The organism is Stenotrophomonas maltophilia group sp. Smal32 (assembly GCF_030237085.1).
In the GTDB taxonomy this organism is placed as follows: domain Bacteria; phylum Pseudomonadota; class Gammaproteobacteria; order Xanthomonadales; family Xanthomonadaceae; genus Stenotrophomonas; species Stenotrophomonas maltophilia_Q.
In genome coordinates this window covers 14556-41007 of sequence record NZ_JASJSI010000038.1, presented here as the reverse complement: position 1 = coordinate 41007, position 26452 = coordinate 14556, and the positions used below count along the sequence as shown (strand labels likewise).

Genomic DNA, 26452 nt, shown 5'->3' with positions numbered 1-26452 from the left:
ATGGGCTTCGGAAGGGGGGCGCAGCGCCGGGCTTTTCCACGGAAGACGCCCCAAACAAAAACCCTGAAAGGCTAACCCCCGGTTCCGGCCGGGGTAATAGGGGCGATCAGCCCTCGGGGGGAAAAGCGGTTCGGGTGTCGGCGGTGACGGGGTTGCGCGGGGGTAGAGGCGACTGTTAGGCGAATGTCGCCCGCTGCGCGGGGTTTCCAGCGGTATCGCAAACAGCAGTCGACTAACAGTCGACTCTACCCAGTCGACTTCCTGCCCGGGTCATCGCGCAAGCCCCAGCCGCGCTTTCACTTCCGCCGCCACGCGCGCGGTCTCGCGCAGTGGCTCGATGCGGTCGTACTGCCAGTCCAGCCAGTGTTCCTGCAGCCGTCCACGTTCGCGCAACTGCTGCTGGAAGCGCGCCAGGCGGCCCTGCGCGGTATCGGCCAGCGCCACCATCACCGGCATGCGCGTGGCACAGGCTTCAGAGAGCAGGTTCACCGAATCGGGCGACACCACCACGCGGTTGGCCCAGCCGAGCAGGCCGCCATAAGGGTTCACCCCGTCGCCGCCGTCGCCCCAGATCACATGCGGCAGGTCTGCGAACGTCGCGCGCAGGATCTCGGCCAAGGCCGGCGGCGTGCGGCGCGAGGTGGTAGCCAGCAGGCTGCCACCCTCGCTGCGGATCTGGTCGGCCAGCGCACGGAAGACAGCGACCATCGCCGCCTCGTCCCACGGCGCCAGCGGGGTTGGCCCGCCCACCAGCAGCGCGGTGCGTGGGCCGGGCAGGGTGCTGAAGCCGGCGAACGCGGCGCGGCCCCACGCAAGCCAGTCATCGTCCACCGGGTTGAGGCTGCCGAGCAGCGTCAACACATTGCTGCCGCGCAGGGCGTCGTGTTCGGGCACCACCACCATATTCCAGTGGCGTGCGCCGATGCGCGGGTCGAGGATCTGCACCACCTGGCTGCCACGGGCGCGCAGCACGCGCAGGGCGCCGGCGGCCTGGCGGCCACAGCCGATCGCCAGCGCCGGGGCTTCGGCGGCCAGTGTCGCGAAGGCCTCGCCGTAGCCGTTCACATCGCCTGGCAGGCGCCGTGGTGAGACCCAGCGCCAGGGGGCGCGCGGCTGCAGCACCAGCGGCCGATGGGTGCCCTGGCGCAGCGCCGAGGCCAGCGCGACCGCCTGGCGGACATTGCCCGCGCGGCCGTCAGTGACCGTCCAGGGCGCACTCGATCGTTTCACCATTGGCATTAATTCGTTTCAGCCCTGCTGGGTGTTGCAACAGTCGCGACACTCTACACTGCGGCTCGTCGATTCGCCCCGCGCCGCCCGCGGGCACTGACTTCCCTTCGCCGCCCTGGAGATCCACCGATGTCCCACGCGCTCGACGCTGCTGCCCTCGATCAGCTGTTCCGTACTGCCCGCACCCAGAATGCTTTCCTGGACAAGCCGGTTCCTGAGAGCCTGTTGAAGGAACTGTACGACCTGGTGAAGTGGGGCCCGACCGCCGCCAACACCACGCCGGCCCGCTTCGTCTTCGTCACCTCGAAGGAAGCCAAGGAAAAGCTGGCCCCGGCCCTGTCCGAAGGCAACCTGGCCAAGACCATGGCCGCCCCGGTCACCGCCATCATCGGCTTCGACCTGGACTTCCACGAGAAGCTGCCCTACCTGTTCCCGCACACCGATGCCAAGGCCTGGTTCGACGGCCCGCAGGAAGGCCGCCACGAAGCCGCCATCCGCAACGGCAGCCTGCAGGGCGCCTACCTGATCCTGGCCGCACGCGCGCTGGGCCTGGATGCCGGCCCGATGTCGGGCTTCGATCCGGCCAAGGTGGACGAAGCGTTCTTCGCCGGTACCTCCATCAAGTCGAATTTCCTGGTCAACCTGGGTTACGGTGACCCGGCGGGCCTGTTCCCGCGTCTGCCGCGCCTGTCGTTCGACGAAGCGGCGCGCATCGCGTAAGTCGTTGTATCGGTTTCGGGCCCGCCGTCCCGCGGCGGGCTCTTGCTGCACCGTGTACCCACCCTACGATCCGGAGAGTTCCTGAGATGAGCGCCACCCGTAAACTGCTGCTGCCGCTGGCCCTGACCCTGGCCATCGCCGCCTGCTCCAAGCCGGCCGACACCGCTGCCCCGGCCGCCGATGCCGCCGCCCCGGCCACCACCGAGCAGGCCGCCACCCCGGCTGCCGATGCCGCTGCTGCCGCCCCGGCGGCCGAAGCGATCAAGATCGCCTCGGGCACCTACAAGCTGGACCCGACCCACACCGACGTGCTGGCCCAGTGGAGCCACTTCGGCTTCTCCAACCCCAGCGCGCACTTCGGCAATGTTGAAGGCACCCTGGTGTACAACGCCGAAGACGTGACCAAGTCCACTGTGGAAGTGAAGCTGCCGCTGAGCGGCTTGAACAGCTTCACCGCCAAGTTCGACGAGCACCTGAAGAGCGCCGACTTCTTCGACGCCGCCAAGTTCGCCGATGCCACCTTCAAGAGCACCAAGGTGGAAGCGGCCGGCACCAACAAGCTGACCGTCACCGGCGACCTGACCATCAAGGGCATCACCAAGCCGGTCACCCTGGACGTCACCGTCAACGGCGGCGGCGAGCACCCGATGGCCAAGGTTCCGGCCGCCGGCTTCGATGCCACCACCACCCTGAAGCGCAGCGATTTCGGCGTCGGCGCGTATGCCCCGAACGTCAGCGATGAAGTGAAGATCCGCATCACCACCGAAGCCACCGGCGAAAAGCCGGCCGCTTGATGCCCCCCGCTCACTCGTCGTGAGAAGGCAGAAGGCCCGCTGAAAAGCGGGCCTTCTTTTTGGGGGATGCGATCCGCGTCGATGACGCGTGGAAACTCCGCACTGCGTGGGAAACCTGCACTGCGCGGAAAACCTGCTTTGGTAGAGTCGACTGTTAGTCGACTGCTCTTCGCGGGATGCCAAAACCCCGCGCTGCGCGCGCGAGTCGACTAACAGTCGACTCTACCGCGGGTCGGTTGCATCACACGCTGGCCGGTTCCATCACATCGTGGGCGGCGCTGTCAGCGCAGCGCGCCCAACCATGCCACGCACGCTTCGCTCGGGCTCTGCTTGGCCTTCACCGCCAGCCCGCTCACGCGCACGAAGGTCTGCGCCGCCTGCGCCACCACCTGGCGGGCGATCAACGCGGCCTGCTTGGTCGCGGCCTGCTGCTTGCGCAGCTGCACGATGTGCACCGACGGGCGGCCCACCGGCGCGTATTTCTGGTCGCGGCGCAGCACATCGGCCACCTGCGCCACTTCGAACTCGGCCTGCAGGTAGCGGTGCTGCGCTTCCACCAGCTCGCGCAGCGGCGTACGCAGTGCGGCGGTGTCGGCGAAGGCGGCCAGTGCCGCATCGCAGGCGGCGTCATCGGCGAAGCGGGTACGCAGCGCGTCCACGCTGGCCAGGGTCAGTTTGGCCATGTGGGCCTCGTTGCTGCAGGAAAGGAGCGCGATTGTCGCATTGGTTGGCGTGCTCCGGGCCGTGAGGCTTCCGCTTTGGTAGAGTCGACTGTTAGTCGACTGCTCTTGGCGCGATGCCGGAAACCCCCGCGCTGCGCGCGTTAGTCGACTAACAGTCGACTCTACCTGGCTGGCATTTCAGGCGCAGCCGCACCCACGGAAGGAAGACCCATGCAGGACGCGCAGTACTGGTTGAACGAATTCTGGTCGGGCCTGAGCGTGCTCGATCTGCTGGGCGGCAGCCTGCTCGGCACGCTGCTCGGCCTGGTGCTGGGCATCCTCGGCTGGCGCTGGCTGCATCGTCGTGGTTGGTTGCAGCGGCGCAAGCGCTGGCATCACTGGCTGCTGGCCAGCTACGTGGTGCTGCTGCCGCTGGCCACCGCCTTCTTCGGCCTGCAGCTGGGGTTCACTGCCGGTGCGCATCGCGCGCTGTTCAAGCAGCTGGATCACTTCCAGCCGCACCTGCAGACGCTGGTGGAAGGCTGGAGCGAAGGCTTCACCGACTCACTGGACGACCCACGCATGCGCGATGCATTGCGCAGCCAGGGCACGGTGGGCGATGTGGCCGACTCGATCGCCTCGGCCTATCTGAGCGAGCACCCGCTGCCCGGCCTCGACCGTCTTGGCAACGGCCCGTTGGCACGCGGCACCGGCTGGGTGATCGGCAAGGTGCGCGAGGGGCTGCTGCGCGGCATGGTGGAAGACACACTGGTGGACCGGGCCGGTACCCTCGGCCTGGAACCCAAGGTGGTGCGCGAGGCGCTGACCATGCATGTGGATGAGCTATTGCATACCCGCGGCGTGCTGCGGCTGGTGAAGGCGCAGATCAACGGCATGATGCCCGGCGTGTATTTCGGGCTGTTGTTGCCGTTGTTGATCATCGCGCTGCTGGTGGCGCTGGAGATCTGGGCCGCGCAGCGGTTCGGGTGGACGCGGCAGGGGGCGCCCAGTGCTCCTGTAGAGCCGAGCCCATGCTCGGCTCATCGCGCGTAGCGCGAGGGTGGATCGAAAAGCAGCCGAGCGTGGGCTCGGCTCTACAAGGTCAAAGGCGTGCGGACCAACGGTCCGCACCCACCAGGGAAGATGCATGGCCGCCGATGACCCCTGTAGAGTCGAGCCATGCTCGACTCATCGCGCGTAGCGCGAGGGCGGATCGAAAAGCAGCCGAGCGTGGGCTCGGCTCTACATAGTCAAAGGCGTGCGGACCAACGGTCCGCACCCACCAGGGAAGATGCATGGCCGCCGATGACCCCTGTAGAGCCGAGCCCATGCTCGGCTCATCGCGCGTAGCGCGGGGGCGGATCGAACAGCAGCCGAGCGTGGGCTCGGCTCTACAAGGTCAAAGGCGTGCGGACCAACGGTCCGCACCCACCGGTTGCACGGTCAATCGCCGTCGGTTTCGTCGGGGTGGGCCTTCCAGTAGCCGGTGGAACGGATCCAGTCGCGCGGCACGCCCAGGTGGCCTTCGATGAACTTGCGCATCATCCGCGCACGGCGTGATTCGGTGGCGATCCAGTAGAAGACATCACCTTCCGGCGCCTCGAAGTCGGTCAGCATGTCTTCCAGCAGCGTACTGCTGGCCGCAGGGAAGCCGTTGCGCTCCAGCCAGTGGATGCGCACGTTCTCGTACTGCGGCAGGTCCTGGCGCTCGGCCTCGTCGCGCACTTCGATGAAGGCCTGCACCTCGGCACCGTCCGGCAGCACGTCCAGCCAGCGGGCGATCGCTGGCAACGCAGTCTCATCGCCGATCAGCACATAGGCGTCGTAGCTGTCGGCTACGACGAACGAACCGCGCGGGCCGCCGATCACCAGCGTGTCGCCCGGCTGGGCGCGTTCGGCCCACGGCCCGGCAATACCCTGGTCGTGCAGCACGAAGTCGATGGCCAGCTCGCCGGTTTCGTGGTCCCACCAGCGCGGGGTGTAGTCGCGGGCCGGCGAATGCTCCTTGCCTTCCGGGTAGCGCGGGCCCTCGGCGGTCATGGTCGGCAGCACCATCTCGCCCGCAGCGTTGGGGAAGAACAGCTTGATGTGGTCGTCGGCGCCGGGCGAATCGAAGCCGGCCAGTTCGTCGCCGCCCAGCACGATGCGGCGCATGTGCGGGGTGACTTCTTCGGTGCGCAGCACGGTCAGTTCACGGAAGCGCACATCCAGGCGCAGGCGCGTGTTGTTGTGTTCGGTCATGGGGATACCTGTAAAGGTGTCGCGCGGGAGCGCGCGGCGTAGGGGAGGACCTGGCGGGCGTCAGTCTGGCTGGGTCGTTGAAATCGGTGGTTGCTCGCTACCGGCCGTACCGTTGAGCAGGGCCGAGGCCCGCGTCAGCAGTGCCGCCACTTCGTCCGCCTCACCCTCGGCCCAGCGGCCGTGGTGATGCACCAGCGCCCGCTTGAACTCGTGCAGGGCGCCGGCCAGCGGCGCCGGCAGCGAGGCCTTGGTGATCTCGCGGGCACGGTCGAAGGCGCGTCGCTGCGCCAGCCGCACCTGGGTGCGCTGCACCTTCAGCTCGAACTCGCCGGCGGCGGTGATGCGGAAGATCCGCTTGCCGTCCACTTCCTCGGCCTCGATCCAGCCGGCCTGCTCGAAGCTGGCCAGCAGCGGGTACATGGTGCCGGCGCTGGGCGTGTAGGCCTGCATGAACTGGTTGCTGATCAGCTGCATCAGCTCGTAGCCATGGCGCGGCTGCTCGCCGATCAGGGCCAGCACCAGCAGGCGCAGGTCGCCGCGGCTGAGCACGCGCGGCTGGCCGTTGCGACGGGGTACCGCCGAATCGGTGGAACGGGCTCTGGGAGAGGGGCTTCGGCTCATTTCGATATATCGGTAAACGAGTGTTAAAACGATATATCGATACGTCGAAAGCGACAACACCCGATCCGGCCACAAGCAGGTGCAATTTGGGCCACGGCCAGCCCCACTCACAGCAAAAGGGGCGCCCCTTGCGAGGCGCCCCGGCGATGCTGTGGAAGGGAGCAGGGCCATCGGGCCCATCACTCGCGACCCACCCTGGGCCCGCGGCCGGCATCGATCCAGAGGCAGATGCGACACGTTGTCGCCGGTTCAGAACCGCCGCCCGGCGCCCACCTACGGCGGTGCCGGAGTTGCCCTACAACCGTCATCGGCAGCGGTAACACTGCGTCCTGCACATGGGCGCAGCAGCCCGCAAGCGACAGCCCGCGCAGCTGCCAAGGCCCGCCGCAGGGCCATCAGTGGGCCCGGCAAGCCCCTTGCGGACACTGGCCGGTTGCATCCATACGCCTGCGTAGCCAAGTGACGAAAGCCCTTGGTGCGCTACACTTTGCGGTCTAGAAATCTATACAACAGTCGCGCGCGTGCGTGCGGTTATGGGAGCGCTAATGAACTGGTTGAACGAGGTGCTGAACAACGACCCGAATCCTGTGGAAACCCAGGAGTGGATCGAGTCGTTGAAGGCCGTTATTGATGTCGAGGGCTCCGAGCGCGCGCATCAGCTGCTGGAAGGCATGGTGGAACTGACCCGTCGTTCGGGCGCCTACCTGCCGTTCTCTCCCACCACCGAGTACGTCAACACCATCGAGCCGCAGCTCGAGGCCAAGAGCCCGGGCAATGCCGAGCTGGAATGGCGCATCCGTTCGATCATCCGCTGGAACGCGATGGCCACCGTGGTGCGCGCCAACCGCAAGCCGGGTGACCTGGGCGGCCACATCGCCTCGTTCGCCTCCGGCGCCACACTGTACGACGTGGGCTTCAACCACTTCTGGCGCGCCCCGAGCGAAAACCACCCGGGCGACCTGCTGTTCATCCAGGGCCACAGCGCCCCGGGCATCTACGCGCGCTCCTTCCTGGAAGGCCGCATCAGCGAAGAGCAGCTGGACAAGTTCCGCATGGAAGTGGACGGCGGTGGCCTGTCCTCGTACCCGCACCCGTGGCTGATGCCGGAGTACTGGCAGACCCCGACCGTGTCGATGGGCCTGGGCCCGCTGGCCGCCATCTACCAGGCGCAGTTCATGCGCTACCTGGAAAACCGTGGCCTGATCGAGAAGTCCGACCGCAAGGTGTGGTGCTTCATCGGCGACGGCGAGAGCGACGAGCCGGAAACCCTGGGTGCCATCGCCCTGGCCGGCCGTGAAGGCCTGGACAACCTGATCTTCGTGGTGAACTGCAACCTGCAGCGCCTGGACGGCCCGGTGCGCGGCAACGGCAAGATCATCCAGGAACTGGAAGGCGTGTTCCGTGGCGGCGGCTGGAACGTGATCAAGCTGCTGTGGGGCGGTTACTGGGATGCCCTGCTGGCCAAGGACAGCGACGGCGTCCTGAAGAAGCTGATGATGGAAACCGTCGACGGCGAATACCAGAACTGCAAGGCCTTCGGCGGCGCGTATACCCGCGAGCATTTCTTCGGCAAGTACCCGGAAACCGCTGCGATGGTTGCCGGCCTGAGCGACGACGACATCTGGCGCCTGAACCGTGGTGGCCACGACCCGCACAAGGTGTACGCCGCCTACCACCAGGCCGTGAACACCAAGGGCATGCCGACCGTCATCCTGGCCAAGACCGTGAAGGGTTACGGCATGGGCAGCGCCGGTGAGGCACTGAACCCGACCCACCAGACCAAGAAGCTGGACGACGAAGCGGTGCGCCACTTCCGCGACCGCTTCAACATTCCGGTGACCGACGCGCAGCTGGCCGACGGCCAGGTGCCGTTCTACCACCCGGGCCCGGATTCGCCGGAAGTGCAGTACCTGCAGGAACGCCGTGCCGCGCTGGGCGGTTACCTGCCGCAGCGCCGCCGCAAGGCCGACAAGACCTTCGTGGCGCCGAAGCTGGAAGCCTACGACCGCCTGCTGAAGAGCAGCGGCGAGCGCAGCTACTCCACCACCATGGCCTTCGTGCAGAGCCTGAACATCACCCTGCGCGACAAGGAACTGGGCCCGCACATCGTGCCGATCGTGGCCGACGAAGCCCGTACCTTCGGTATGGAAGGCCTGTTCCGCCAGATCGGCATCTACGCGCCGTTCGGCCAGAAGTACAAGCCGGTCGACGCCGACCAGCTGATGTTCTACCGCGAAGACCAGAGCGGCCAGGTGCTGCAGCAGGGCATCAGCGAGCCGGGTGCGATCAGCTCGTGGATGGCCGCCGGTACCAGCTACTCGGTCAGCAACGTGCCGATGCTGCCGTTCTACATCTACTACTCGATGTTCGGCTTCCAGCGCGTGGGCGACATCGCCTGGCAGGCTGCCGATATGCGTACCCGCGGCTTCCTGCTGGGTGGCACCGCCGGCCGCACCACGCTGAACGGTGAAGGCCTGCAGCACGAGGATGGCTTCAGCCATCTGGTGGCCGGTGGCATCCCGAACGTGCGCAGCTACGACCCGACCTTCGGCTTCGAAGTGACCGTGGTGCTGCAGCACGGCACCAAGCGCATGATGGAAGACCAGGTGGACGAGTATTACTACGTCACCCTGATGAACGAGAACTACACCCACCCGGAAATGCCAGAAGGCGCGGCCGAAGGCATCGTCAAGGGCATGTACCTGCTGACCGACGCTGGCAAGCCGAAGAAGGGCGAGCTGCGCGTGCAGCTGCTGGGCTCGGGCACCATCCTGCGCGAAGCCATTGCCGCGGCCGAGCTGCTGGACAAGGACTTCGGCGTGACCGCCGATATCTGGAGCTGCCCGAGCTTCAACGAACTGCGTCGCGATGGTTTCGACGTGGAACGTGCCAACCGCCTGCATCCGGAAGGTGAGCAGCGCAAGGCCTACGTGACCGAACTGCTGGAAGGTCGCCAGGGCCCGGCGATTGCCGCCACCGACTATGTGCGTGCGTATGCGGACCAGATCCGTGCGTTCGTGCCGATGAGCTACACGGTGCTGGGTACGGATGGTTTCGGCCGTTCGGATACGCGTGCGAACCTGCGCCGGTTCTTTGAGGTTGACCGGTACTACATCGCGCATGCCGCGATTGCGGCCCTGGCGAAGGAAGGGAAGATGACCGCGAAGGACGTGGCTCGGGCGATCAAGCAGTACAAGATTGATCCGGAGAAGGCTAATCCTGTTGGGGTTTGATCCTTCTTTAGGGGTCGCAGGCGAATAAGCCTGCGCCCCCTAGGTTCAAAAGCGATCGGATCGCAGTGCGAGCTTCAAGGAATGATCCCGAGGGGGGGGGGCTTGGCTAAATTAACTTCTGCTGCGGTTCTAACCGTGGCCAATGTCTGGCTCGCTATCGCGACAAACAGTAGCATCCTGACGCTAGGATTCTTTAAGTCCGGGATTGGTGCCCATCTGATTGCGTACTGGGTCCAGTACTACTTTTCTGCGATCGCTCTCGCCCTTGTTCTGCTGCTTTACTGGCAGATAGATCGCCGTAAGCGACTGGATGCGTTTGTTAAACACGTCCTGGACTTGGCTGTTGAGTTCGACGTCAAGGATTCCTATGACGACGAGCTCTGTCGTGCAACGGTTTACAGGTTCCGCCGGATCAGCTTTCTTGCGTTTATTTCTTACAGGCAGGTCTGGGGAGAGTTTCGTATGCCTTGGGCGGGTTGGCTTGTGCCAGTTTCTCGCTCCGGTGCACATTCGATACCTGTGATCGGTCAAACAGTGTTCAGAGCATCACGCGTTCAATGCACCAAAGGTGATTACCATGGTGTCACAGGAGCGATCTGGAGTAAGGGCAAGCACGTATTCAGTGCAGAGCCTACACCGACCGACGGTCGCAAGCAGCGTGCCCACGCTCAAAGCACAGCGAAGAAGATGTTCCTTACCGACAGGGAGTACCAGCGACGCTTGGCAAGCAAGAAGACGCTGTCTCCATACATTTATGGGCGCCGAATCGATATTTCCGGCGATAGATGCTGGGGCGTGGTAGTGTTTGACCTGCCAGCTCCTCCTAAGGTGTTGGAGGCGGGGGCTGGGCATCAAACATCTGATCAACTGGTCGTTGGAGTGCTTGCTAGAGCTATTGAAGGGGGAATGTCATGAGATGGAAAATGATTGATGCAGGCCAAGATGGTCTACCCGAGACCAAGATACCTAGGAAGATTGGCTTCGAATTGAATAAGGATGAGTGCCCTGAGTATCTCTTTCGCTACTTGAGTCCGTCGACTGGAAGGGTACGGGTTCATGAAGATGCTGGGGCTATTGTTTCTGTCGAAAAAGGTTCTAATCGAGTCGTAAAACTAATTCTCAAAGAGGATGGACGCGCGGACGATTGCAGAGACGAGAAGATGAAAAATGCTCTCGAGAGCTTGTTTAAGAGAGACGGTAATTTCGATCAGTTAGAGAGGCGATTTATATCGCTTATTGAGACTCAAATTGTTCGCTCGCGAGTTTTCTATAGCAAGTAGTTTTTGCATGGAAAATGACTTGGTTCGTGCGGAGCCGTAGATGACGGACGTTGTAGGTAAGTTAAAACGTTCGCAGATGATGTCAGGTATTAAAGGGAAGAACACTAAGCCGGAAATGCAGGTTCGTCGCTTTCTGCATTCGTGTGGTTTTCGCTATCGACTGCATCGAAAGGATCTGCCCGGAGCACCGGACATTGTTTTAATTCGAGATCGGGTTGCTATATTTGTTCATGGATGCTTTTGGCATAGGCACCCGAGGTGCAAGTATGCGTCAACTCCCGCTGCGAGGAGGGAGTTTTGGTTGGCGAAGCTTGAAGGTAATCGTTTGCGTGATGATAGAAATCAAGCGTCTTTGCTAGCCATGGAATGGCGAGTCGCTGTCATATGGGAGTGCGCGCTGCGCCATTCTCCTCAGGTCGCGCTGGAAGGTTTGAAGAGCTTTATTCACTCGAACCGTAAGTTTCAAGAGTACTCTCTACCTCAGGGTGCGAGCACGGAATAAACTACATCCGCGATCTGCCGTGCCATCCATGGCGGCACTGCATTGCCAACTTGGCGGAACTGAGCTCCACGTGAGCCTTCGAAGAAATAGTTGTCCGGAAAGGTTTGTAGTCTTGCGGCTTCGCGGACTGAGAGACTCCTCAGCTGCGACGGGTCCGGGTGAATGAAATAATGGCCGTCCTTCTGAAGGTGGCTTGTTACCGTTGAGCTTGACTCGTCTCTGCGTTGGACCTTGAAGCGGTCAACAAACTTCCCGCTTGTCCAGTTCTCATGGTCTGGATGCATGCTTTCAGGGAATTCGCCAGCACCACGCGGCGATCTGCCATGAATCTTCGTGAAAGCCGATGCGTAACCATAGCGGACGAGATCCATCCACATATGAGGGCGAACCTCATGATTCAGAATGTAGCCGAGTCGCTCGTCCAGCAACCACGGCCTGAGATGTTCTGGAACCTCATCCACTGTTGCCGTCCACGGCCTAGCCCTGCCGCCAGCGCCAGCATCCAGAGCAGGTACCAGTTTCGCTTGGGTGCGCAGTTCAGCTGCAACCTGCGCATCGTCAGACAACTCTGCCGCACGGAGCAGAATCTCCCTGGCGGCATCGGGCCAATTCTCGAAATCGACATTGGTGATGCCGCTTCTGAGATGAGGCATTCCGCCGATCACTTCGCCCACGCTGTACTTGGCGGGCGCGCGATTGATCTGGCGTAGCGATGAAACGTCAACGTCATCCCGGACACCAAAAAGAACCACGCGGTGCCGAGCTTGGGGAACACCAAGTTCCTCGGCCCTTAGAATGTATCGGCGTCCATCGTCGTCATCGAACAGACCACTCTGGTCCTCTACCAAAGGGATAATTCGGTAGCGCGGGCCGTTCCGACCACCAGGTGCTCGAAGGTCCGCGAGAATGCGCGGGAACATAAGCTCACCGCCCACCTTCGAGGAGAGAATGCCCTTGACGTTCTCCATTACAAACGCAGCGGGTGAGTACTTCTTGATGATCTTTAGGTAGTGCTGGTAGAGGAAGTGACGCGGATCTTCCTCTGCCTTGTAGCCCACTACGCCACGGTTTCTGGCGCGTCCGACCAAGGAGTACGCCTGGCAGGGCGGTCCACCAATCAGAACCCACGGGTCTTCCTGCGACGCGACTTCGCGAATACGGGCATGAAGCACCTTGTCGTCTTCCGGATCGCCGAGCTTCAACTGCCTCGCCTCATGGCAGGCGTTGTCCCACTCAGTCTTGGTCACCTCCGTCCAAGGGCGGTCTACTCGTCCTGCCACGTAGTCGTAGTAGCTATCGGGCACCTTGTGGGGTGCGAACTGGCGATAGAACGCCCGAAGTCGCAGCGTCTTGGCTGCATTGACCTCCATTTCGGCCGAAATGGAGATCTTGAACGGGCGTGACTTCGAAGAGCGGGAAGAGGTGTAAGCGGAGAACCCTTCGCCCAGCCCACCCGGGCCTGCGAAGATGTCGACGACTGGGATGTGCATGCCTATTTTCACAATTATAAATAGAGGCGCAGATGCGCCCTTCTAGCGCCGCCAGGATGTCATGCCCTAGCGCAATTTTCAATAAGAATTGCGCCCAAACGACCTAGGAACGAACCGTGATCTCAGATACTCGGGCTACCAAAGTTCAAGCAGTTCAGCGTGTAAGCATCAAGGCCACAAGCCAATGGCTAGAAAAAAAAGAAATAGATAGCTAAACCGAGCTGGGAGCGACAGTACCTTCAGGGCACGAGCATCATAGAGACGGCGGAGGATACTTCCGCCGTCCCCATCTTTAGCCCATGGGCCTGAACGAGAAGCTCGTTGCTAGAGGATACGGGTATCACGCTTCCAGCTGCGTGAAGTCTACCCCTAGCGAACCGAAAGTCAGCTCACCACGTCAACTGTCACGTCGCCTGGGCGGTCTTTGGATTGAACGCCATACCTAATGCGACGTCTCATTCTGTTATTTGGAAATAATAGTGAGAAGCCCATGGTAGGAATCTGGCCTTGTTCAATCTCTGAGCTAGATAATACCGGATAGAAGAGCATTGCCGCGGTGCCCGGCAGAAGCAGTTTTTGAGTTGAAAGGTTGGATGGTTTCGCAGACTTCAAGATTCCAGTGAGCATCTTCGCAGCGACAACATGGCGTGACTCAGTGAAGACGTTGTACCGCTTCTGCCCGTCGCCGACTCTCTCGCGGCGCCGAATCGAGAAATCCCCCACTCCTGGAACGAGCCACGACCCATTGCTCTCCCCGACAGACTGCGGAGAGATGACAAGCCACCTTTGGATCTCCGGATCTCCATGAATGCCACTAATGTACTCCAAGACAAGTAAGAGGTCCTTTTGATCTTTGGCGGTTGGGCCAAACTTGTAGGAGAGCAAGAACTTGGCCATATCACTAGGGCCCGCAGCTCCAACAAATGCGTCGAATGAGAACGAGTCCCCGTCGCTATCAATGGCTATATTCGTTTCGGTCGGGTCCGCTCGCTGAAGAAGGACTTTCATGGCCTTCTCATTGGCCCGCCTGATGCCGGCATCCGTTGAAGCAATTGTACTTTGCTTCTGATCACCGCCAAAGTTCAAGAACAAAATTTTCGCGTTGTACATCTTGTTTCTTGATGTTGGCATGAGCATGTGACTGGGAACCAGTGGTGGTATCTGCTTTGGTGTCAGTCGCTCATCACCTTGGAGTCTAGAGTAAACCTTTAGTTGAGATCTAAACTCCTCTTCATCGTCGCATACGCCACGGAACGCCTCGTAGAGATCAATATTCTCCTTCTTTGTTTTCGGTTCGTGAGTTCCGATATAAAGGCGCACCAAGTCCCGATACCCATCGCGATAGCCAAACCAGCGCCCCATCTGCATCAGCGTGTCCGCTGCTCCAGCGACTCGCCGATAATAGCTAATGGTTAGTCCTTCAACTGTATATCCACGAGATAGCTTTGCGCCGCCAACAATAATTTTCCAGACGCTCGATTTGTCGAAGTCGGGAGCATTTTCGCGATCATCCCCATTTAGAACGAGTGTAGGCGGACCGTCTGAAATTATCTTGGAGACGCATGCTCCAATAAATGGTTTTAGGTCTTGAAAATCTGTAGGGATGGTTCCGTCTGCATGGCGCCCGCCATTGCAGATAATTTTATAGTCCGCCTCCCATAGTTCCTTGAGCCTTACAAACCCACTTCCGCCAGTCGCGTATGCGGCACTGGAGAACAGGGAATCTATTTGGTCCTTGAGAAGTGCATGATCCTTCACGCTTGTTGTGAGATGTACAAGCATCGTGTGATGCTTGTACTTTAATTTATTCCTATTCTCGCGGAACAATTTGATGGCGCCCGACAGCACGAAGGCGTCAATTGCGCGCGGAAGATTCTCTGAGAGATCGTTCTTTCCTTTGACCGGGCGGACGTAAGAGCCGTAATTGCTACTCGGGTCTGGTGCGCTCTTTGTAATCTCAGGTGGGTCGTAGAAGTCTTGGACTCCCATGTATCCATCGGGGCGTGGGAGCGATGTTATGAAGTTTGATGGGAACAGGTCTTCTGCATCATCAGGATTCACAAATACATTTGCAAATGGTGTGGCGGTATATCCGACATACTGTCCTCGCCTCAGGATTGATAGAATGTCGACAATGAGTCCGTTAATGGCTGTGCGCTCCTGCTGCTGAGAGCTCGCCGGCTTCTTTGAGTTAAGGGACGCCTGATCCGACTCATCGTCAATAATTAACGACGGGACTTCAGCCCAGGATGTGCCGGCCTTCTGTGATTTTTCGAGCGCACGCAAGAGGTTGGTTAACGGGGTTTTGTTTTTTTTGATGACAACAAGCTTGGCCGGGTGTCTTCCCAAGTTCGTTGGGTCATTAAAAGGCAGCGAAGGATTTGACTTGAGAAAGCGTAGTCTGGAAAGGTCTCCCACCGGATTACGGAAATCTTGTGAGCTCGTTGTCAAGCGGTCTATGTTGAAAGAACCAAGCTTGTCGGGCATCGAGCCGTGCATGTTGAAATCTGACCAATCGCCATCCGCAGTGTACTCATCCGTACTCGCCTCCAAGGTCTCTCTGCCTACAAGCTCCTTGTCGATTCGACGCTGAGTCTGGCTCCGTAGAGTATTCTGCAAACCTCCAAGAACGATCACCAAGCGATAGCCTGCATCCAGTGCTTTAGCGATGACGCCCGTAAAGTTGGCCGTCTTTCCTGACTGGACATATCCCACTACGAGCCCGCGTGTCGTGCGTGCTTCAGCGCTTAGCGGATCGCAAAGATCTGCAACAACGTCTGTACTTGTCGAATCGAGAACAGCAACGTTCTTTGGTGTCCAACCCTTTTCCTGCAACAGATACCGCTCGTAGCTCTTCCAGTAGAAAGAGCTTTGATCACGTCGCTGCTCGTTGTACCAAGACGCAGTGCCGGGCTCCTCTGCGGAGATTCTGATTGGCTGGTCGATCTTTGGATACACCGGGAAAATCTGCGAGACTAGCTCCTCCTCTTGCTCTGAAAGATGAAGGAGAGAGCAAATTAGGTGCCTCCTGGCCTCGGAGCTCGGCGCGGTGCCGTTGCTCCAGTCGAATTCTTGGCGATAGTCCCATTGTGAAATCATTCCGTGAAAATTCTGCCGCACATAAGGTTCATGCGCTGCCGGCTGAAGCCAGCCCAAAAATTCTTGAACAGATATTGGGTCGTCGAGGTCCTCCTTTTTCGACCAGCTTGCCAGCGCTTCCACCAAGCTAGCTGGTCGGCCAGTCAAGTCTTTGATCTCTCGAATAGCTTTGAGGGCAACGGTAGGGCGATCAGGCATAAAGATCCTTGTTATCCGGATGACGGAGTGCCTCGGGCGACCCTGGCTGGTCTAGGGGGAAGCCCATATCGTCGAGGTTGACGATGTAAGTAAGCTTGGTAATACGTCGTAGGGTCGAGCTTGGGAGACTTGAAGAGAGTGTCTCCACGGTGATGCATGGGAAGTTCTTGTCGACCCTCACAATAGTTGGCGAAGTTCGCAGGCAGTATCTTGCCAAGTATCGAGGATCGTCTTCATGGCGATATCCGATGGTTGCCAGCTTGTCGTTGAATTTCTTAAGAGACACTGGGTGATCAGCCAAGTCTAAGCGAATTTTCCTGACCGCCTCCCCTAGGCTCGTACCCGGTCCCTCACCCGCCGGCTTCAGTTGGATGGAGACCACGGAAAGCGAGCGCTGCTGATTAGTGGTCAACTGATCCAAGCTGCTAATTGTGTGGTCGCGCGAGTGTGACAAAGTCGTCTTTACCTCGATATCGTCGGTCGACAGTCGGAAGTCATGTTGTTCAAGGGCCGGGCCAGTCCAAGAGTCGATCGCCGTGGCGCCAAGGTTTCCCAAGACTCGCCATAGAACGAAGAGCTCGCCGAGAAGGCCGATTACCTGATTTCTGTCCAAGTGATCTGGTACACGAAGAAGCGCTTCCCAAGCGGCAAGTTCGCTCGCGACGACGTCTTGGAAAGAATCTTGGGAGACCTCGGCGCGATGAACAATTCCACAAAGGAAGTAATAGACCTCTCGGAAGAGTGGGGGGAACTGTGATCCAATTTGGTAGTAATGGACGTCTCCGATTTGTCGGGTCGACATCTCTATGACACTGGTCGCGGATACCGTGGAAAGTGCCTTTCCGTCTGCAGGGTAGAGTAGCCACAGTGCGCCATGTTCGGGCTCAGTGATCAGGCTAACCTCTCTCGATGTCTTTAGCCCAAACCTACGTGGAGCTTCCGTTGCCAAAGCCGCTTCAATTTCATCAAATGGAGGCAGTCGATAGTCATCTATGCCTGACATTTCAATGCCTCAAGAAGAATTCTATTAAGCATATCAACACGATCCTTCAGCCTCTTCGACATCCGACCGGCTGCAGGCAGATCCCTTAATGAGAAAAAGAGCATGATCTTGAATAAGGGAGCGTCGGCTGAGGAGTTCTTCCCGCCCGTGATTGCGCTTCGGAAGACTGAGTTTAGAATTAGTGTCTGTTCGGTGGGCTCGTATCGGAAGACGAGGTCGGGATCCATTCTTTCCCACCTAAAGTCGATAGGATGCGTTGAGGCGTTCTCCGAGCTGCCCGCAAGCAAGCGAGCGACTCTCTTTGCTAGCCCGCTGGGAATTCCCGATTTTGGATAGAAGACAATTTCCTCTTCTTCCGGTACGTTCCGATAGACGTCCTGGGCGGCTTTAAGGTACTCAGGAAATGTTGTGTTCCCCGCCTTGGATGCCCGGACAGCATCAATGAACTCCGCCGGCACATTAAAGTCGTTCTTTTGTACCGAAAGGCGAAAAGTCGAATCTAGTTCCGGGGGCATCTCAATTAGTACGCGTGCCAAAGATGAGTGCGGCTCAGAGTCCGACTGAAGGTTGTGCCAGCCTCCAGCCTTGATAAGCCGGTTATTCCTATAAAAATAGAATCCTTGGCGTTCAGCGACCTTGCCCGTACCTAGTTTGTAGTTGGGATCCTTTGACTTTGGCGGCCAAATATGCGCCACGGCTTTGACGTTCTTCGTTCCCACCTGCAACTCGAAAGTCGCCGGATAGCCTTTCCTGCCTGACTTTGGGTATCTGAACGGATCGAGGGGCTCCACATGAAGCTGGGTGTCTGGCAGGTTTCCCAAGCCGTTAGTTACGTCAATAACAATTCGCAGTTGCCCGGAGTCCAAGAAGCGGTGAAATCGTATGCCGAGGTCAATCTTCAGTTCTACGATCGTTTTCTGCAGATTCTTGCTAAAGTCGCTCATGGCAGACTGGAGTGAGTCAAGCTTATCGAGGACTACTGCGGTCCCAGAGGTCGCTAGCTCGGCGGGCTGCCAGTCGAGATCCAAGATCCTGCCGGCTTGATCCGGATCGAGTTCCTCGAGGCGCCAGTCGTCCTTTATCGATTCAATGGTCCAACGGCGCCCAGAGCTTTTCTGCGCCTTTCGGCTCAGTACCGAGAGTGACTTGCATTGACTGAAGGCAGCAGCTTTCAGTCCAATTCCGTACTTTCCGAGGTCCTTTTCTTTATGATGCTGTCTCACGCCATACTGCATCGCGGCATGCAGCTCATCGGGAAGCATCCCATGTCCATCGTCGATGATGATAATTTGATTAATTCTATCGCTGCCGCAGACGAATCTAATTACAACCGCCTTTGCTCTAGCGTCTAGCGAGTTGTCAATTATGTCTGAGAGGGCTTCTTCCAGTGAGTAGCCGATTCGACTCATGAAAGCTGCCGTTCCTTCCGGATCTGGCGCAAGCCTCTTGCTGGCAACTGAGTCAGGCAGAGTAAGGGACACATGGTTCTCCATAGGACAAGGGGCTCCTTGCAGTAAGGCGGTACTTAAATCAATTGCGGCGCAGAAACTCCCGTAGGATACCGCCTCGTAAGGCAGTACGCGATGGGCCCAAGTTTGGCCTATTTTTTGCATGGTCCTGCCGATCAATTTGCCATCGGATGCTTACAGGGCGCGAGCACTTCGACCCTATTGATTCATCACCTAAGTGGTGTCGGTCCGAATGCCTTCTGTTCGCATCATGTGCGCGGGGAGTGTTGTCCGAATTCATCGCGGCCCAGTAGTCGATCGTCAGGCTGGGCGTCTAGTCGCGCGTTGGACCGCTCTGCACGTTAACCCCGCAGAGCGCAGCGTGTTTGATTATGGGCGTTGTCCAAAATGCCGGTGCGAGCGGCAGAAAGCGAGTCTCCTCACCAGCGAGCTCGCTCATGTTCATCCTCTAGGCTCGCTTATTGATTGACGCTATAGCGGTGAATAAGTTCTCGTACCGTCGCCGCCAAACGTTGCCAGTCGCTTAGTAGCACGCGGGCGTGACTCGTCGGCCCTACGCGTGCATCTACTCCTTTCACTGCATATCCCACGCGAATCGCACTTCTTAGACGCAGGCGTCCACAGCCGCACCACCTGCACCGTAGGTCAGCAGATCGGCATAGAAGCCGTGCCACCGTCGGACGAGGTGCGGCGGTACTGTTGCAGGCGCCCTCTCTGGAAGTTGCGTTCGCCGCCGCGCGCTTGTCCGCTTTCTGCCAGCGCTTGTCCTGCTCTAGGCGTGGAAGATCAGAAGCAGGGCGCGTTCGGGTCATCCGTGAGCGGCTTGTCGCCCGGTCTAAAGAGGGAGATGCCGTGATTCAGTACCCCCATCCGGCATGTACTCCCAAGGGTCACAGCTGACGAACGTCCTCACCCGTCCGTCCCCACCGCGCACCACATGGCGTCACCTCCCGCACATCGCGCGCCACCGTCGACCGATCCGCCGCATAAGGCGTCAGCCGCCAGCGCGCCGTCAGCGCCACGCGCTCGCTCAAATCCTGCGCGAAGTAATCAGCCGCCCCCCGCCACCCACATACCGCAGCTCAATCGAGACCTGCCGGTGCCCATCCTCCACCGACCCCAGCGGCTGATCCCCCGACGGCGCGGCATCGAAGCTCCGGCCAGAACACCGCCAGCGTCACGCCGCCACCTGCAAACAGGCCGATCTGGTTGTAGTAGATATACGCCGGGAACATCAAACAGTGCGGGCCGAGGTTGGCCTCCATCGGCTGCGCCGTGTGGGTGGGGCAGCCCACGGTCCGGAGGCTGTTGGTGCGCCCGAGCCTAGCGGCGATATCGTCATCCAAACCCGTGGATGGTAGCGCAGGCCAGCCGGCGTGCCGGTGTGCTGGTCATGGCGAAACACCTTGCGCGTGTCGAGGGGATGCTGGGGCAGGTGTTTATCGCTGCCCCCGCACCCGCTCGCTGGCCATCACCGTCAGCGAAAGTACTGCCATCAGTTGCCCCCCATCTGCCGGTCGCCCAGACGCTGTTCGGGTGCGCCTTTCTGCCGCGTGAGCTCCTCAACCAAGGCCATTTTGACCGGGGGCGTAGGGCGCCTAGGGTGCAATTGGTGCCGGCCAACTGCATGCGGACGACGAGTGTGTGCAACACGAGATTTAGATGCGGGGCACAGTGATGGGAGATGGTCGTATCAGAATGTGGGTCTTACAGAGGTGGTCCCGCGTGGCCTCCCATCCCGCTGTACTCACATTCGCTATGCGCGCGCTCGCTCCGCCACAAGGCGCCCACTCCAATGCGACAGCAGCGGCACAACGCAGGGAACATCAATCTCCCTGCTCGCATACAGCACAATCACAAGCTGCTCCAACGAGTTGTCCACCAGCATCACGGGCTTGCCGTCGCAACTGACCTCGAAGTATCGGTCTCCCGCGTACCGCGCGTGCTGTACCAGGCCCTCGCGCACCAGTCGAACGGCTTCCTCGCGCATTACAGCAAATTCAGCGTCGGACACTTTCCGAAACGTCCGCAGCTCCAAGCTTGCCTTGGGTACATGCCGGCTGACGATCGTGGCAGACAGCGCCGCCAGCAGCACAGCGCCATAGATCACAGGCTTCATTGGACGCTCTGCAGATAGGGGATGGACCAGAAGGCGAACGGTCCGCCGATAGCGCGTGGAGAGTCAACAGCCACGTGACAGATGGCCAAGTCCAAATGGACTACTCCCGCACGTGCAACCGCTCAGCAACCTGCGCAGTCAACGCAACACAAGCCATCTTCAACCCTTCCATCACCCGATCCCCGAGGTACTCCTCGGGCGCGCCGTTCTGCCGAGTTCGCTCCGCAGCCAACATCAGCTCCGCCACCACACGCAGCCCCGCCAGCGCGCAATCCGCGTCCGCCAGCTGGAGACACCGCCCAGGCAATTGATGTCGCTCCGGCCAAGGCTGGCCATCCGCAGCCGCACCGGTTCCGATGCGGTGCAGCGTGGCCACGAAGGAGTTCGGATCGGAGGAGGCTTCGCGCTCGGGTTCGGCGTTGTCCGGATCGTACTGCGCGTGCAGGGAACGGAAGTCCGATGTGTTCATGGCAATGCTCCGTACAGGACAGATAGCAGCGCCACCGATAAAGGTGGCGGACGGTGCGGGCTCGAAAACCGGTATGTACCAGACCGGCGGATCCGAAGATCCCCACGCACCGTCCGCCATGGAACGCGAACGGATTGCCAGCCGACGCCACACAAAAGGTGACGTCGGCTGGCAAGCGTATGCAGCTGGTACAGAAACGGGTTTTCGAGTCCCGCGCCACCCTTTTCCGGTGGCACGCCAAGAGATACCCGCGCAGCTGCCAAATGCCAAGAAACTGCAGAACCGGCGATCGCCAGTCCTGACGCTTTCGGCATTGTCGCACACGGTGTTAAGCCGGCAAGCGATTGCGCTGCAACGGTCTTGAAGGGCTTGGCGCCATTGGCCCCAAGCGCAGGAATGCCCGCAGCCAGGGCCATGGCGTAGGACCAATTGCGACAGATTGAACTAGCGGTTCAGCCGGGCGGCGCCTCGGCCGTGGGCACGAAGGTCAGACGGACCCGCACCCGCGCATGCAGCGCGACGCCCTCAACCACGACCGGATCAAAGCGCCACTGGCGCACTGAGGAAAGGGCCGCACGATCCATCTCCCGCAGTCCGCTGGACCGCGCCACCATCACGTTGGAAACGTGGCCCAGCTCATCCAGCTGAGCAACCAACAGCACCGCCATGGGGACCTGCAGCACGGTATCGGGCGGCGTGGCGGGGGCCGTTGAATACTCAATGGCAGGTGCCTGCTGCAGCTCGAAGGTGGGGTTGTCACCGCGCTCTACGAACACTTCAGTGGAAACCTGCGGGTCTGCCGCCATGGCCATGGCAGGTGTAGCGCCCAGCAGCATCAGAACGAGGTTCAGTGCCAGGGCGGTGTTCAGGCGGGGCATACGTGGCTTCCATTCCGGTGCGCTGCCAGCATAGCGGCCATCCCCCGGCATCGCTTGCCTTGAATGCCGGCGTGCCGGACGGCTGCACGGTTCACACAGGCACACCCGGCCGTGGCCACAGCGCATCGTCGCGTTCCAGGTCGTAGTCGCTGCCGAACGCCAGTGCAGCCTCGCGTAAAGGGAGGTCTGCGTAGCAGCCCAGCAGGTACTCATCCATGCCGGCGTCGCGGTGGTCGATGGCGAACAGGTGGAGCAGCTCCTTGTCGAAGGCTTCCAGCCATGTGGGGTCGATCTTGGTCACAGTCGTCCTCCAGAGGGGGAGCTGAGTTTGGCCGCGGTAGATCTCACAGGATGGGAGAGGAGCTCGGCAATCATTTGATTTCGTTTTGGTCCGATTGCCGGCCCGTGCAAGTCAGGGTAGAAAAGGGCTGCGGCTTGTTCGGGTGAACATTCACCGATCGCCTTCACATGATCGGGAATGGGTGGAGACGTTCGCTCCGCCGTCGGAGCGACAATGAGATGGAGGCAGTGCATGGATTCGGTTTCAACCCGCCATCCTCGAAAAGGGGAGTTCTTTCTCCTTGAGCCAGGGGCGATAAGCGGCCCTGCCTGCGGGGTCGTCTTCGAGAATCTGGATCGCCTGCTGTCTCCCCCTCGCATGATCTTGCTGCCGGAGGAGGGCGGCGTCCCCTCGCTTCGCGAGGCGCCGCGCCTGGTACTTAAACTGAGCGAAGGACCGCCGCCTCGGGATCTGGAGTCGGGGTTCAGCGGCTACTGGCTGGTCTCTGAGCGGCTGCATGACGTGATGGCCTCCGTGGATCCTGACGCCTTCACCTTTGCGGAAGCCGACTATCGCCTGGAAGACGGCAGCCCAGGCGATCGCCACTTCCTGTGCACCGTGGTCCAGGTCATTGACGCGTTGGACGAAGGTGCGTCCAAGCTCTTCATCGACACCACCGAGGAATTCATAAACGGGAAGTTCTACGACTTGGGCGGCGGCGCGAGTGTGACGTTCGACCGGGAGAGGCTGGGGCAGGTCCACGTCTTCAGGACTCCATTCTCCGGCTCCGTGTTCTGTGACCGCGTGTTTAGGGATGCAATGGCTGCAGCCGGTATAGACACTGACAGCGATGCGGACGGCGTGTGGTTGACGGATGCCGCGGACATTTAGGGTGTGGCCCAAGCCGGCAGAGAATTCATGAGTGGCTGGTCTTCACATAACTGACAGCCGATGCCTTCCCGAAGCCCGGCTATGTCTCTACGTTGGAGTGCAAACATCTGGAAGATAGGAAAAAGCATGGAACCGTCAAAGCCGCCCCATGCTGTGCCTGGCGAATTCTTCCTCCTGATGCCTGATACCACGCGCGGGGGAAAGGGGCACGGCGTTGTGTTCGAGAACGCGAAGCGGCTGCGCATCCCGCCTCGCCTGATCCTGCGGCCAGAAGAAGGGGGATTTCCGCCCATGGCGGAGAAGCCGCTGCTGGTCTACTCAGCAAAGAAGGGGAGCCTCCCAGAGGATCTGGAGGGGGGGCTGAGCGGCTACTGGATGGTCACCGAGAGATTACGCGACGCTCTAGTCTCTGTGGACCCGGCTGGCTTTGAGTTTGTAGAGTGTGACTACCGCCTTGCCGATGGATCCAAGGGGCCGCGGTACTTCCTGTGCGATGTAACCCGTGAGCTCGATGCGGTGGACGAAGAAGCCTCGAAACTTCGGATCATCACTGACGCAGGCTATCGAGGTGGAAAGTTCTACGACCTAAGGGGCGGAGCCAGTCTGGCGTTCCGCAAGCAGGTCATCGGTCACGCCAGAATATTCCGGACACCTTACTCGGGAAGCCTCGTCTTCTGCGACAGAGAGCTCCGCGACGCTGTGTGGAACGCTGGAATCGGTGGGCCGCGCGTATCGCGGGGCCTCTCGTTCACCGACGCGGCCAGGATCTGAGTCAGAGCTCTGAGGATCGGACCCTTGGGCGCCTTCTGGATTCGCTTCAACTGCTTACGAGCGGCTTCGATTCACATTCACAGCGTGAGATGACAAAGCATGGGATCAACTTCCACCCATCAGCCGCGCAAGGGCGAGTTCTTCAAGCTGCGACCGGATGCTACCCGAGGAGGAAAGGGCCACGGGGTGGTCTTTGATAACGAGAATGCGTTGCTTGCGACTCCCAGGCTGATCCTGTTGCCCGAAGCCCGTGGCTTCCCTCCACTGCGTGAAACCCCGCGCTTGGTCTATCGGGAGCGGCAGGGTGTCCCTCCACAGGACCTGGAAGGCGGGTTTAGCGGCTATTGGCTGGTCTCCGAGCGATTGCGCCAGGTCATGGAAGAGATAGACCCTGACGCGTTTGTTTTCGCTGATACCGACTACCGCTTGGAAGACGGTTCAAAGGGGCCAACCTACTTCCTTTGCGACGTGGTCCGTACGCTGGACGCCTTGGATGAAGAAGCCTCCCAGCTCAACATTGTGATCAGCGATGAGTACGAGGCAGGGAAATATTACCGCCTGACTGGTGATGTTCGGTTGGCGTTCAATCGCGAGGTGCTGGGATCGGCCCACGTGTTCAGATTGCCCTTCCATGGTGGGGTGTTCTGCGACCGAGCGTTCAAGGATGCGGTGGAAGCTGCCGGCATCATCACGGCCAGGAGATCCAACGGGCTCTGGTTTGAAGATGTGGTGAACCGCTGAGTCGGTCCCACCGGCGCTAACCTCGCGACCGATGCTGCAAGTATGCAAAGCGCGGTACATGCCTCTAATCTGGAGAGGAGCAAGCACATGCCCACGTTGGAACGTAATCAGCCTGTGCCCGGCGAGTTCTATCTGCTCATGCCTGACACGACCCGAAGGGAAGAGGGCATGGCGTTGAGATCGAGAATGAGGACGCACTGCTGACGCCTCCCAGGCTGATCATCCGCCCCGAAGAAGGCGGTTTCCCTCATCTGGCGCAGAGACCGCGCCTGGTTCTCGATCCAAAGCTGGGGGATCCACCGCAGGACCTCGAAGGAGGAATGAGTGGCTACTGGTTGGTATCAGAGCGCCTCAAGAAGGCCTTCACCGAAATAGATCCCGTTGCCTTTGAGTTCGTGGAGTGTGACTACGTGCTTCCGGACGGCACAGAGGGCCCAACGTACTACCTGTGCGAGGTTGCTCGCGAACTGGATGCCGTCGACGAGGAAGCGTCGAAGTTCCGGGTCATCGTTGATGAGGGCTATCCGGGCGGAAGGTTCTACGACCTTCGTGGCGGATCAAGCTTGGCATTCAAGAGGGACGTAATCGGGGGCAGTCATGTCTTCAGGAGCCCGTACTCGGGCGATCTTGTCTACTGCGATCGCATGTTCCGGGATGCCATACGCGCTGCAGGAATTGGAAGCGAGTGTGAAACGCGTGGCCTGAGGTTCAAGGACGCAGCCAATGTCTGACATGGCGCGCGTCATTCTAAGCATAATCCGCATGTCAAAATTGAAGATGACTGCGGCGCGTCTCATGGAACGGGATCGCTAGTCGAACTTAAGACGGATTTCATTTTTGTCCGATTGCTTGCCGGTGCAGAACGGGTTAAAAAGCAGCCATGCCTATTCAGTGCTTGAGCTGAAGGCAGAGCGGTAAGAGGCAGGTCGAATTGGGACTTCAGAGCGGCCAGAGGATTTGGAGAGAAGCAGTAGTGCGCTATGTCGGTGGAGGGGACTTCAGGCTGAGAGCGCGCGGGGATGACTCGGAGAAGGCATGGAAGGTTGGCACCCTCTGATAAGCTCTTGGCACGCTTATTTAGATTGATTCTGAGGTGAGGCAAACAATGACTTCGAATCTGCCAAAGAAGGGCGAGTTCTTCGAGTTGCGCCCAGATGCCCGACGGCGCGGCAAAGGGCATGGCGTCGTTTTTGAGAACGAGTCTTCCCTGAAGACGCCTCCAAATTTCCTCTTGCGTCCCGATCAGGGGGGCTTCCCGCCTCTGCGCGAGACCCCGCGTCTAGTGTATTACCCCAGCGAAGGGTGGCCACCGGAGGATCTTGAAGCTGGGATGAGCGGCTATTGGCTCGTTTCCGGGCGTCTCCGCGAGGTGATGGCGGCCGTGGATCCAGGCGCTTTTGCGTTCAGGGAGACTGACTATCGACTCGCTGATGGAGCAACGGGTGGCCCCTATTTCCTTTGCGATGTCATTAGGACCATCGATGCCTTGGATGAGGCAGCATCCCAGCTGAAGATCATCGTTAGTGACGACTATGAAGAGGGGAAATACTACGATCTGACTGGCGACGTCCGCTTGGCGTTCAAGCGGGAGGTCATCGGCGATGCTCACGTATTCCGGCTCCCTTACTACGAAGGTGTCTTCTGCGACCGCACTTTCAAGGAGGCGGTCGAAGCCGCGGGACTGATCGCCAGCGGTACGTCCAACGGTCTGTGGTTCTATGACGCGGTGAACTGCTGAGACCAGGCGATGCTTGAGTCAAG

General features: G+C 60.0%; 23 protein-coding genes and 1 pseudogene. 11 read left to right on the top strand and 13 right to left on the bottom strand.

The features are described 5' to 3' along the window. Positions 1-270 precede the first annotated feature (270 nt). Positions 271-1233: a mitochondrial fission ELM1 family protein gene (locus QRO91_RS11385; protein WP_197650596.1), complete on the bottom strand. Its 963-nt coding sequence runs from the start codon at positions 1231-1233 to the stop codon at positions 271-273. Between the two features lie 126 nt (positions 1234-1359). On the opposite strand from QRO91_RS11385, the gene QRO91_RS11380 reads away from it, so the two are divergent. After that, positions 1360-1950, top strand: a complete 591-nt coding sequence (locus tag QRO91_RS11380; RefSeq protein ID WP_049432905.1) for a malonic semialdehyde reductase — start codon at positions 1360-1362, stop codon at positions 1948-1950. 86 nt (positions 1951-2036) lie between these two features. Further along, positions 2037-2744 (top strand): YceI family protein, encoded by a 708-nt coding sequence (locus QRO91_RS11375; protein ID WP_005407837.1) that lies wholly within the window; start codon positions 2037-2039, stop codon positions 2742-2744. 281 nt (positions 2745-3025) lie between these two features. Here QRO91_RS11375 and QRO91_RS11370 read toward each other — a convergent pair whose 3' ends face one another. After that, positions 3026-3427 carry a hypothetical protein gene (locus tag QRO91_RS11370; protein ID WP_049397243.1) on the bottom strand — a complete coding sequence of 134 codons (402 nt, stop codon included), beginning with the start codon at positions 3425-3427 and terminating at the stop codon, positions 3026-3028. A gap of 210 nt (positions 3428-3637) precedes the next feature. Between QRO91_RS11370 and QRO91_RS11365 the strand changes: the two genes are divergently transcribed. Next, on the top strand, positions 3638-4459 hold the full coding sequence (locus tag QRO91_RS11365; protein WP_197650597.1) for a hypothetical protein: 822 nt from the start codon (positions 3638-3640) through the stop codon (positions 4457-4459). Between the two features lie 390 nt (positions 4460-4849). Here QRO91_RS11365 and QRO91_RS11360 read toward each other — a convergent pair whose 3' ends face one another. Then, positions 4850-5647: a siderophore-interacting protein gene (locus tag QRO91_RS11360; RefSeq protein WP_049428600.1), complete on the bottom strand. Its 798-nt coding sequence runs from the start codon at positions 5645-5647 to the stop codon at positions 4850-4852. A 60-nt stretch (positions 5648-5707) separates the two neighbouring features. Next, positions 5708-6268 (bottom strand): PadR family transcriptional regulator, encoded by a 561-nt coding sequence (locus tag QRO91_RS11355; RefSeq protein WP_049428602.1) that lies wholly within the window; start codon positions 6266-6268, stop codon positions 5708-5710. 545 nt (positions 6269-6813) lie between these two features. Between QRO91_RS11355 and aceE the strand changes: the two genes are divergently transcribed. The 3 genes from aceE to QRO91_RS11340 all read left to right on the top strand — a co-directional run bounded on the left by aceE (position 6814) and on the right by QRO91_RS11340 (position 11283). After that, positions 6814-9501 (top strand): pyruvate dehydrogenase (acetyl-transferring), homodimeric type, encoded by a 2688-nt coding sequence (gene aceE / locus QRO91_RS11350; protein WP_046984452.1) that lies wholly within the window; start codon positions 6814-6816, stop codon positions 9499-9501. Positions 9502-9636: 135 nt separating this feature from the next. Next, entirely contained in the window at positions 9637-10416 is a 780-nt protein-coding gene (locus QRO91_RS11345) for a hypothetical protein (protein WP_197650764.1), read from the top strand. 405 nt (positions 10417-10821) lie between these two features. Next, a complete protein-coding gene (locus QRO91_RS11340; RefSeq protein ID WP_197650763.1) occupies positions 10822-11283 on the top strand; it encodes a very short patch repair endonuclease in 462 nt (153 codons plus the stop codon). On the opposite strand, the gene QRO91_RS11335 is transcribed toward QRO91_RS11340, so the two are convergent. From QRO91_RS11335 to QRO91_RS11295, 9 genes are all read right to left on the bottom strand, one after another. Then, positions 11262-12773 carry a DNA cytosine methyltransferase gene (locus QRO91_RS11335; RefSeq protein WP_197650762.1) on the bottom strand — a complete coding sequence of 504 codons (1512 nt, stop codon included), beginning with the start codon at positions 12771-12773 and terminating at the stop codon, positions 11262-11264. The genes QRO91_RS11340 and QRO91_RS11335 overlap by 22 nt on opposite strands. A 384-nt stretch (positions 12774-13157) precedes the next feature. Beyond that, a complete protein-coding gene (locus QRO91_RS11330; RefSeq protein ID WP_197650761.1) occupies positions 13158-16070 on the bottom strand; it encodes a Z1 domain-containing protein in 2913 nt (970 codons plus the stop codon). Further along, positions 16063-17073, bottom strand: coding sequence for a PD-(D/E)XK motif protein (locus tag QRO91_RS11325; RefSeq protein WP_197650760.1), 1011 nt, complete (start codon positions 17071-17073; stop codon positions 16063-16065). Before QRO91_RS11325 ends, QRO91_RS11330 begins: the two co-directional genes overlap by 8 nt. Beyond that, entirely contained in the window at positions 17061-18554 is a 1494-nt protein-coding gene (locus tag QRO91_RS11320; protein ID WP_197650759.1) for an ATP-binding protein, read from the bottom strand. The genes QRO91_RS11325 and QRO91_RS11320 overlap by 13 nt, the downstream gene beginning before the upstream one ends. Positions 18555-19624: 1070 nt before the next feature. Beyond that, positions 19625-19807: a hypothetical protein gene (locus QRO91_RS11315; RefSeq protein WP_197650758.1), complete on the bottom strand. Its 183-nt coding sequence runs from the start codon at positions 19805-19807 to the stop codon at positions 19625-19627. Between the two features lie 491 nt (positions 19808-20298). Then, positions 20299-20661, bottom strand: a complete 363-nt coding sequence (locus tag QRO91_RS11310) for a hypothetical protein (protein WP_197650757.1) — start codon at positions 20659-20661, stop codon at positions 20299-20301. 100 nt (positions 20662-20761) lie between these two features. After that, positions 20762-21130 carry a hypothetical protein gene (locus QRO91_RS11305; protein WP_197650756.1) on the bottom strand — a complete coding sequence of 123 codons (369 nt, stop codon included), beginning with the start codon at positions 21128-21130 and terminating at the stop codon, positions 20762-20764. 452 nt (positions 21131-21582) lie between these two features. Further along, complete coding sequence (locus tag QRO91_RS11300; RefSeq protein ID WP_197650755.1) at positions 21583-22008, bottom strand: TonB family protein; 426 nt, start codon at positions 22006-22008, stop codon at positions 21583-21585. Positions 22009-22099: 91 nt separating this feature from the next. After that, the gene (locus QRO91_RS11295; protein ID WP_197650754.1) at positions 22100-22309 is read right to left on the bottom strand and encodes a hypothetical protein; all 210 of its coding nucleotides are present in this window, start codon (positions 22307-22309) and stop codon (positions 22100-22102) included. Between the two features lie 231 nt (positions 22310-22540). On the opposite strand from QRO91_RS11295, the gene QRO91_RS11290 reads away from it, so the two are divergent. From QRO91_RS11290 to QRO91_RS11270, 5 genes and pseudogenes are all read left to right on the top strand, one after another. After that, positions 22541-23179, top strand: coding sequence for a DUF1629 domain-containing protein (locus tag QRO91_RS11290; protein WP_197650753.1), 639 nt, complete (start codon positions 22541-22543; stop codon positions 23177-23179). Positions 23180-23305: 126 nt separating this feature from the next. Further along, entirely contained in the window at positions 23306-23950 is a 645-nt protein-coding gene (locus QRO91_RS11285; protein ID WP_197650752.1) for a DUF1629 domain-containing protein, read from the top strand. 99 nt (positions 23951-24049) lie between these two features. Then, positions 24050-24691: a DUF1629 domain-containing protein gene (locus tag QRO91_RS11280; protein ID WP_197650751.1), complete on the top strand. Its 642-nt coding sequence runs from the start codon at positions 24050-24052 to the stop codon at positions 24689-24691. 87 nt (positions 24692-24778) lie between these two features. Further along, positions 24779-25422: pseudogene (locus QRO91_RS11275) on the top strand (DUF1629 domain-containing protein). A gap of 374 nt (positions 25423-25796) precedes the next feature. Beyond that, positions 25797-26429 (top strand): DUF1629 domain-containing protein, encoded by a 633-nt coding sequence (locus QRO91_RS11270; protein WP_374082962.1) that lies wholly within the window; start codon positions 25797-25799, stop codon positions 26427-26429. Positions 26430-26452 lie beyond the last annotated feature (23 nt).

Bases quoted from the DNA above. Each gene is read 5' to 3' on its own strand.
- QRO91_RS11300 (WP_197650755.1), bottom strand. From the start codon at position 22,008: ATGCCCCGCCTGAACACCGCCCTGGCACTGAACCTCGTTCTGATGCTG.
- QRO91_RS11305 (WP_197650756.1), bottom strand. From the start codon at position 21,130: ATGAACACATCGGACTTCCGTTCCCTGCACGCGCAGTACGATCCGGAC.
- QRO91_RS11315 (WP_197650758.1), bottom strand. From the start codon at position 19,807: ATGGAGGCCAACCTCGGCCCGCACTGTTTGATGTTCCCGGCGTATATC.
- QRO91_RS11330 (WP_197650761.1), bottom strand. From the start codon at position 16,070: ATGCCTGATCGCCCTACCGTTGCCCTCAAAGCTATTCGAGAGATCAAA.
- QRO91_RS11285 (WP_197650752.1), top strand. From the start codon at position 23,306: ATGGAACCGTCAAAGCCGCCCCATGCTGTGCCTGGCGAATTCTTCCTC.
- QRO91_RS11355 (WP_049428602.1), bottom strand. From the start codon at position 6,268: ATGAGCCGAAGCCCCTCTCCCAGAGCCCGTTCCACCGATTCGGCGGTA.
- QRO91_RS11380 (WP_049432905.1), top strand. From the start codon at position 1,360: ATGTCCCACGCGCTCGACGCTGCTGCCCTCGATCAGCTGTTCCGTACT.
- QRO91_RS11270 (WP_374082962.1), top strand. From the start codon at position 25,797: ATGACTTCGAATCTGCCAAAGAAGGGCGAGTTCTTCGAGTTGCGCCCA.
- QRO91_RS11280 (WP_197650751.1), top strand. From the start codon at position 24,050: ATGGGATCAACTTCCACCCATCAGCCGCGCAAGGGCGAGTTCTTCAAG.
- QRO91_RS11335 (WP_197650762.1), bottom strand. From the start codon at position 12,773: ATGCACATCCCAGTCGTCGACATCTTCGCAGGCCCGGGTGGGCTGGGC.
- QRO91_RS11365 (WP_197650597.1), top strand. From the start codon at position 3,638: ATGCAGGACGCGCAGTACTGGTTGAACGAATTCTGGTCGGGCCTGAGC.
- QRO91_RS11360 (WP_049428600.1), bottom strand. From the start codon at position 5,647: ATGACCGAACACAACAACACGCGCCTGCGCCTGGATGTGCGCTTCCGT.
- QRO91_RS11385 (WP_197650596.1), bottom strand. From the start codon at position 1,233: ATGGTGAAACGATCGAGTGCGCCCTGGACGGTCACTGACGGCCGCGCG.
- aceE (WP_046984452.1), top strand. From the start codon at position 6,814: ATGAACTGGTTGAACGAGGTGCTGAACAACGACCCGAATCCTGTGGAA.
- QRO91_RS11370 (WP_049397243.1), bottom strand. From the start codon at position 3,427: ATGGCCAAACTGACCCTGGCCAGCGTGGACGCGCTGCGTACCCGCTTC.
- QRO91_RS11290 (WP_197650753.1), top strand. From the start codon at position 22,541: ATGGATTCGGTTTCAACCCGCCATCCTCGAAAAGGGGAGTTCTTTCTC.
- QRO91_RS11310 (WP_197650757.1), bottom strand. From the start codon at position 20,661: ATGAAGCCTGTGATCTATGGCGCTGTGCTGCTGGCGGCGCTGTCTGCC.
- QRO91_RS11340 (WP_197650763.1), top strand. From the start codon at position 10,822: ATGACGGACGTTGTAGGTAAGTTAAAACGTTCGCAGATGATGTCAGGT.
- QRO91_RS11375 (WP_005407837.1), top strand. From the start codon at position 2,037: ATGAGCGCCACCCGTAAACTGCTGCTGCCGCTGGCCCTGACCCTGGCC.
- QRO91_RS11325 (WP_197650760.1), bottom strand. From the start codon at position 17,073: ATGTCAGGCATAGATGACTATCGACTGCCTCCATTTGATGAAATTGAA.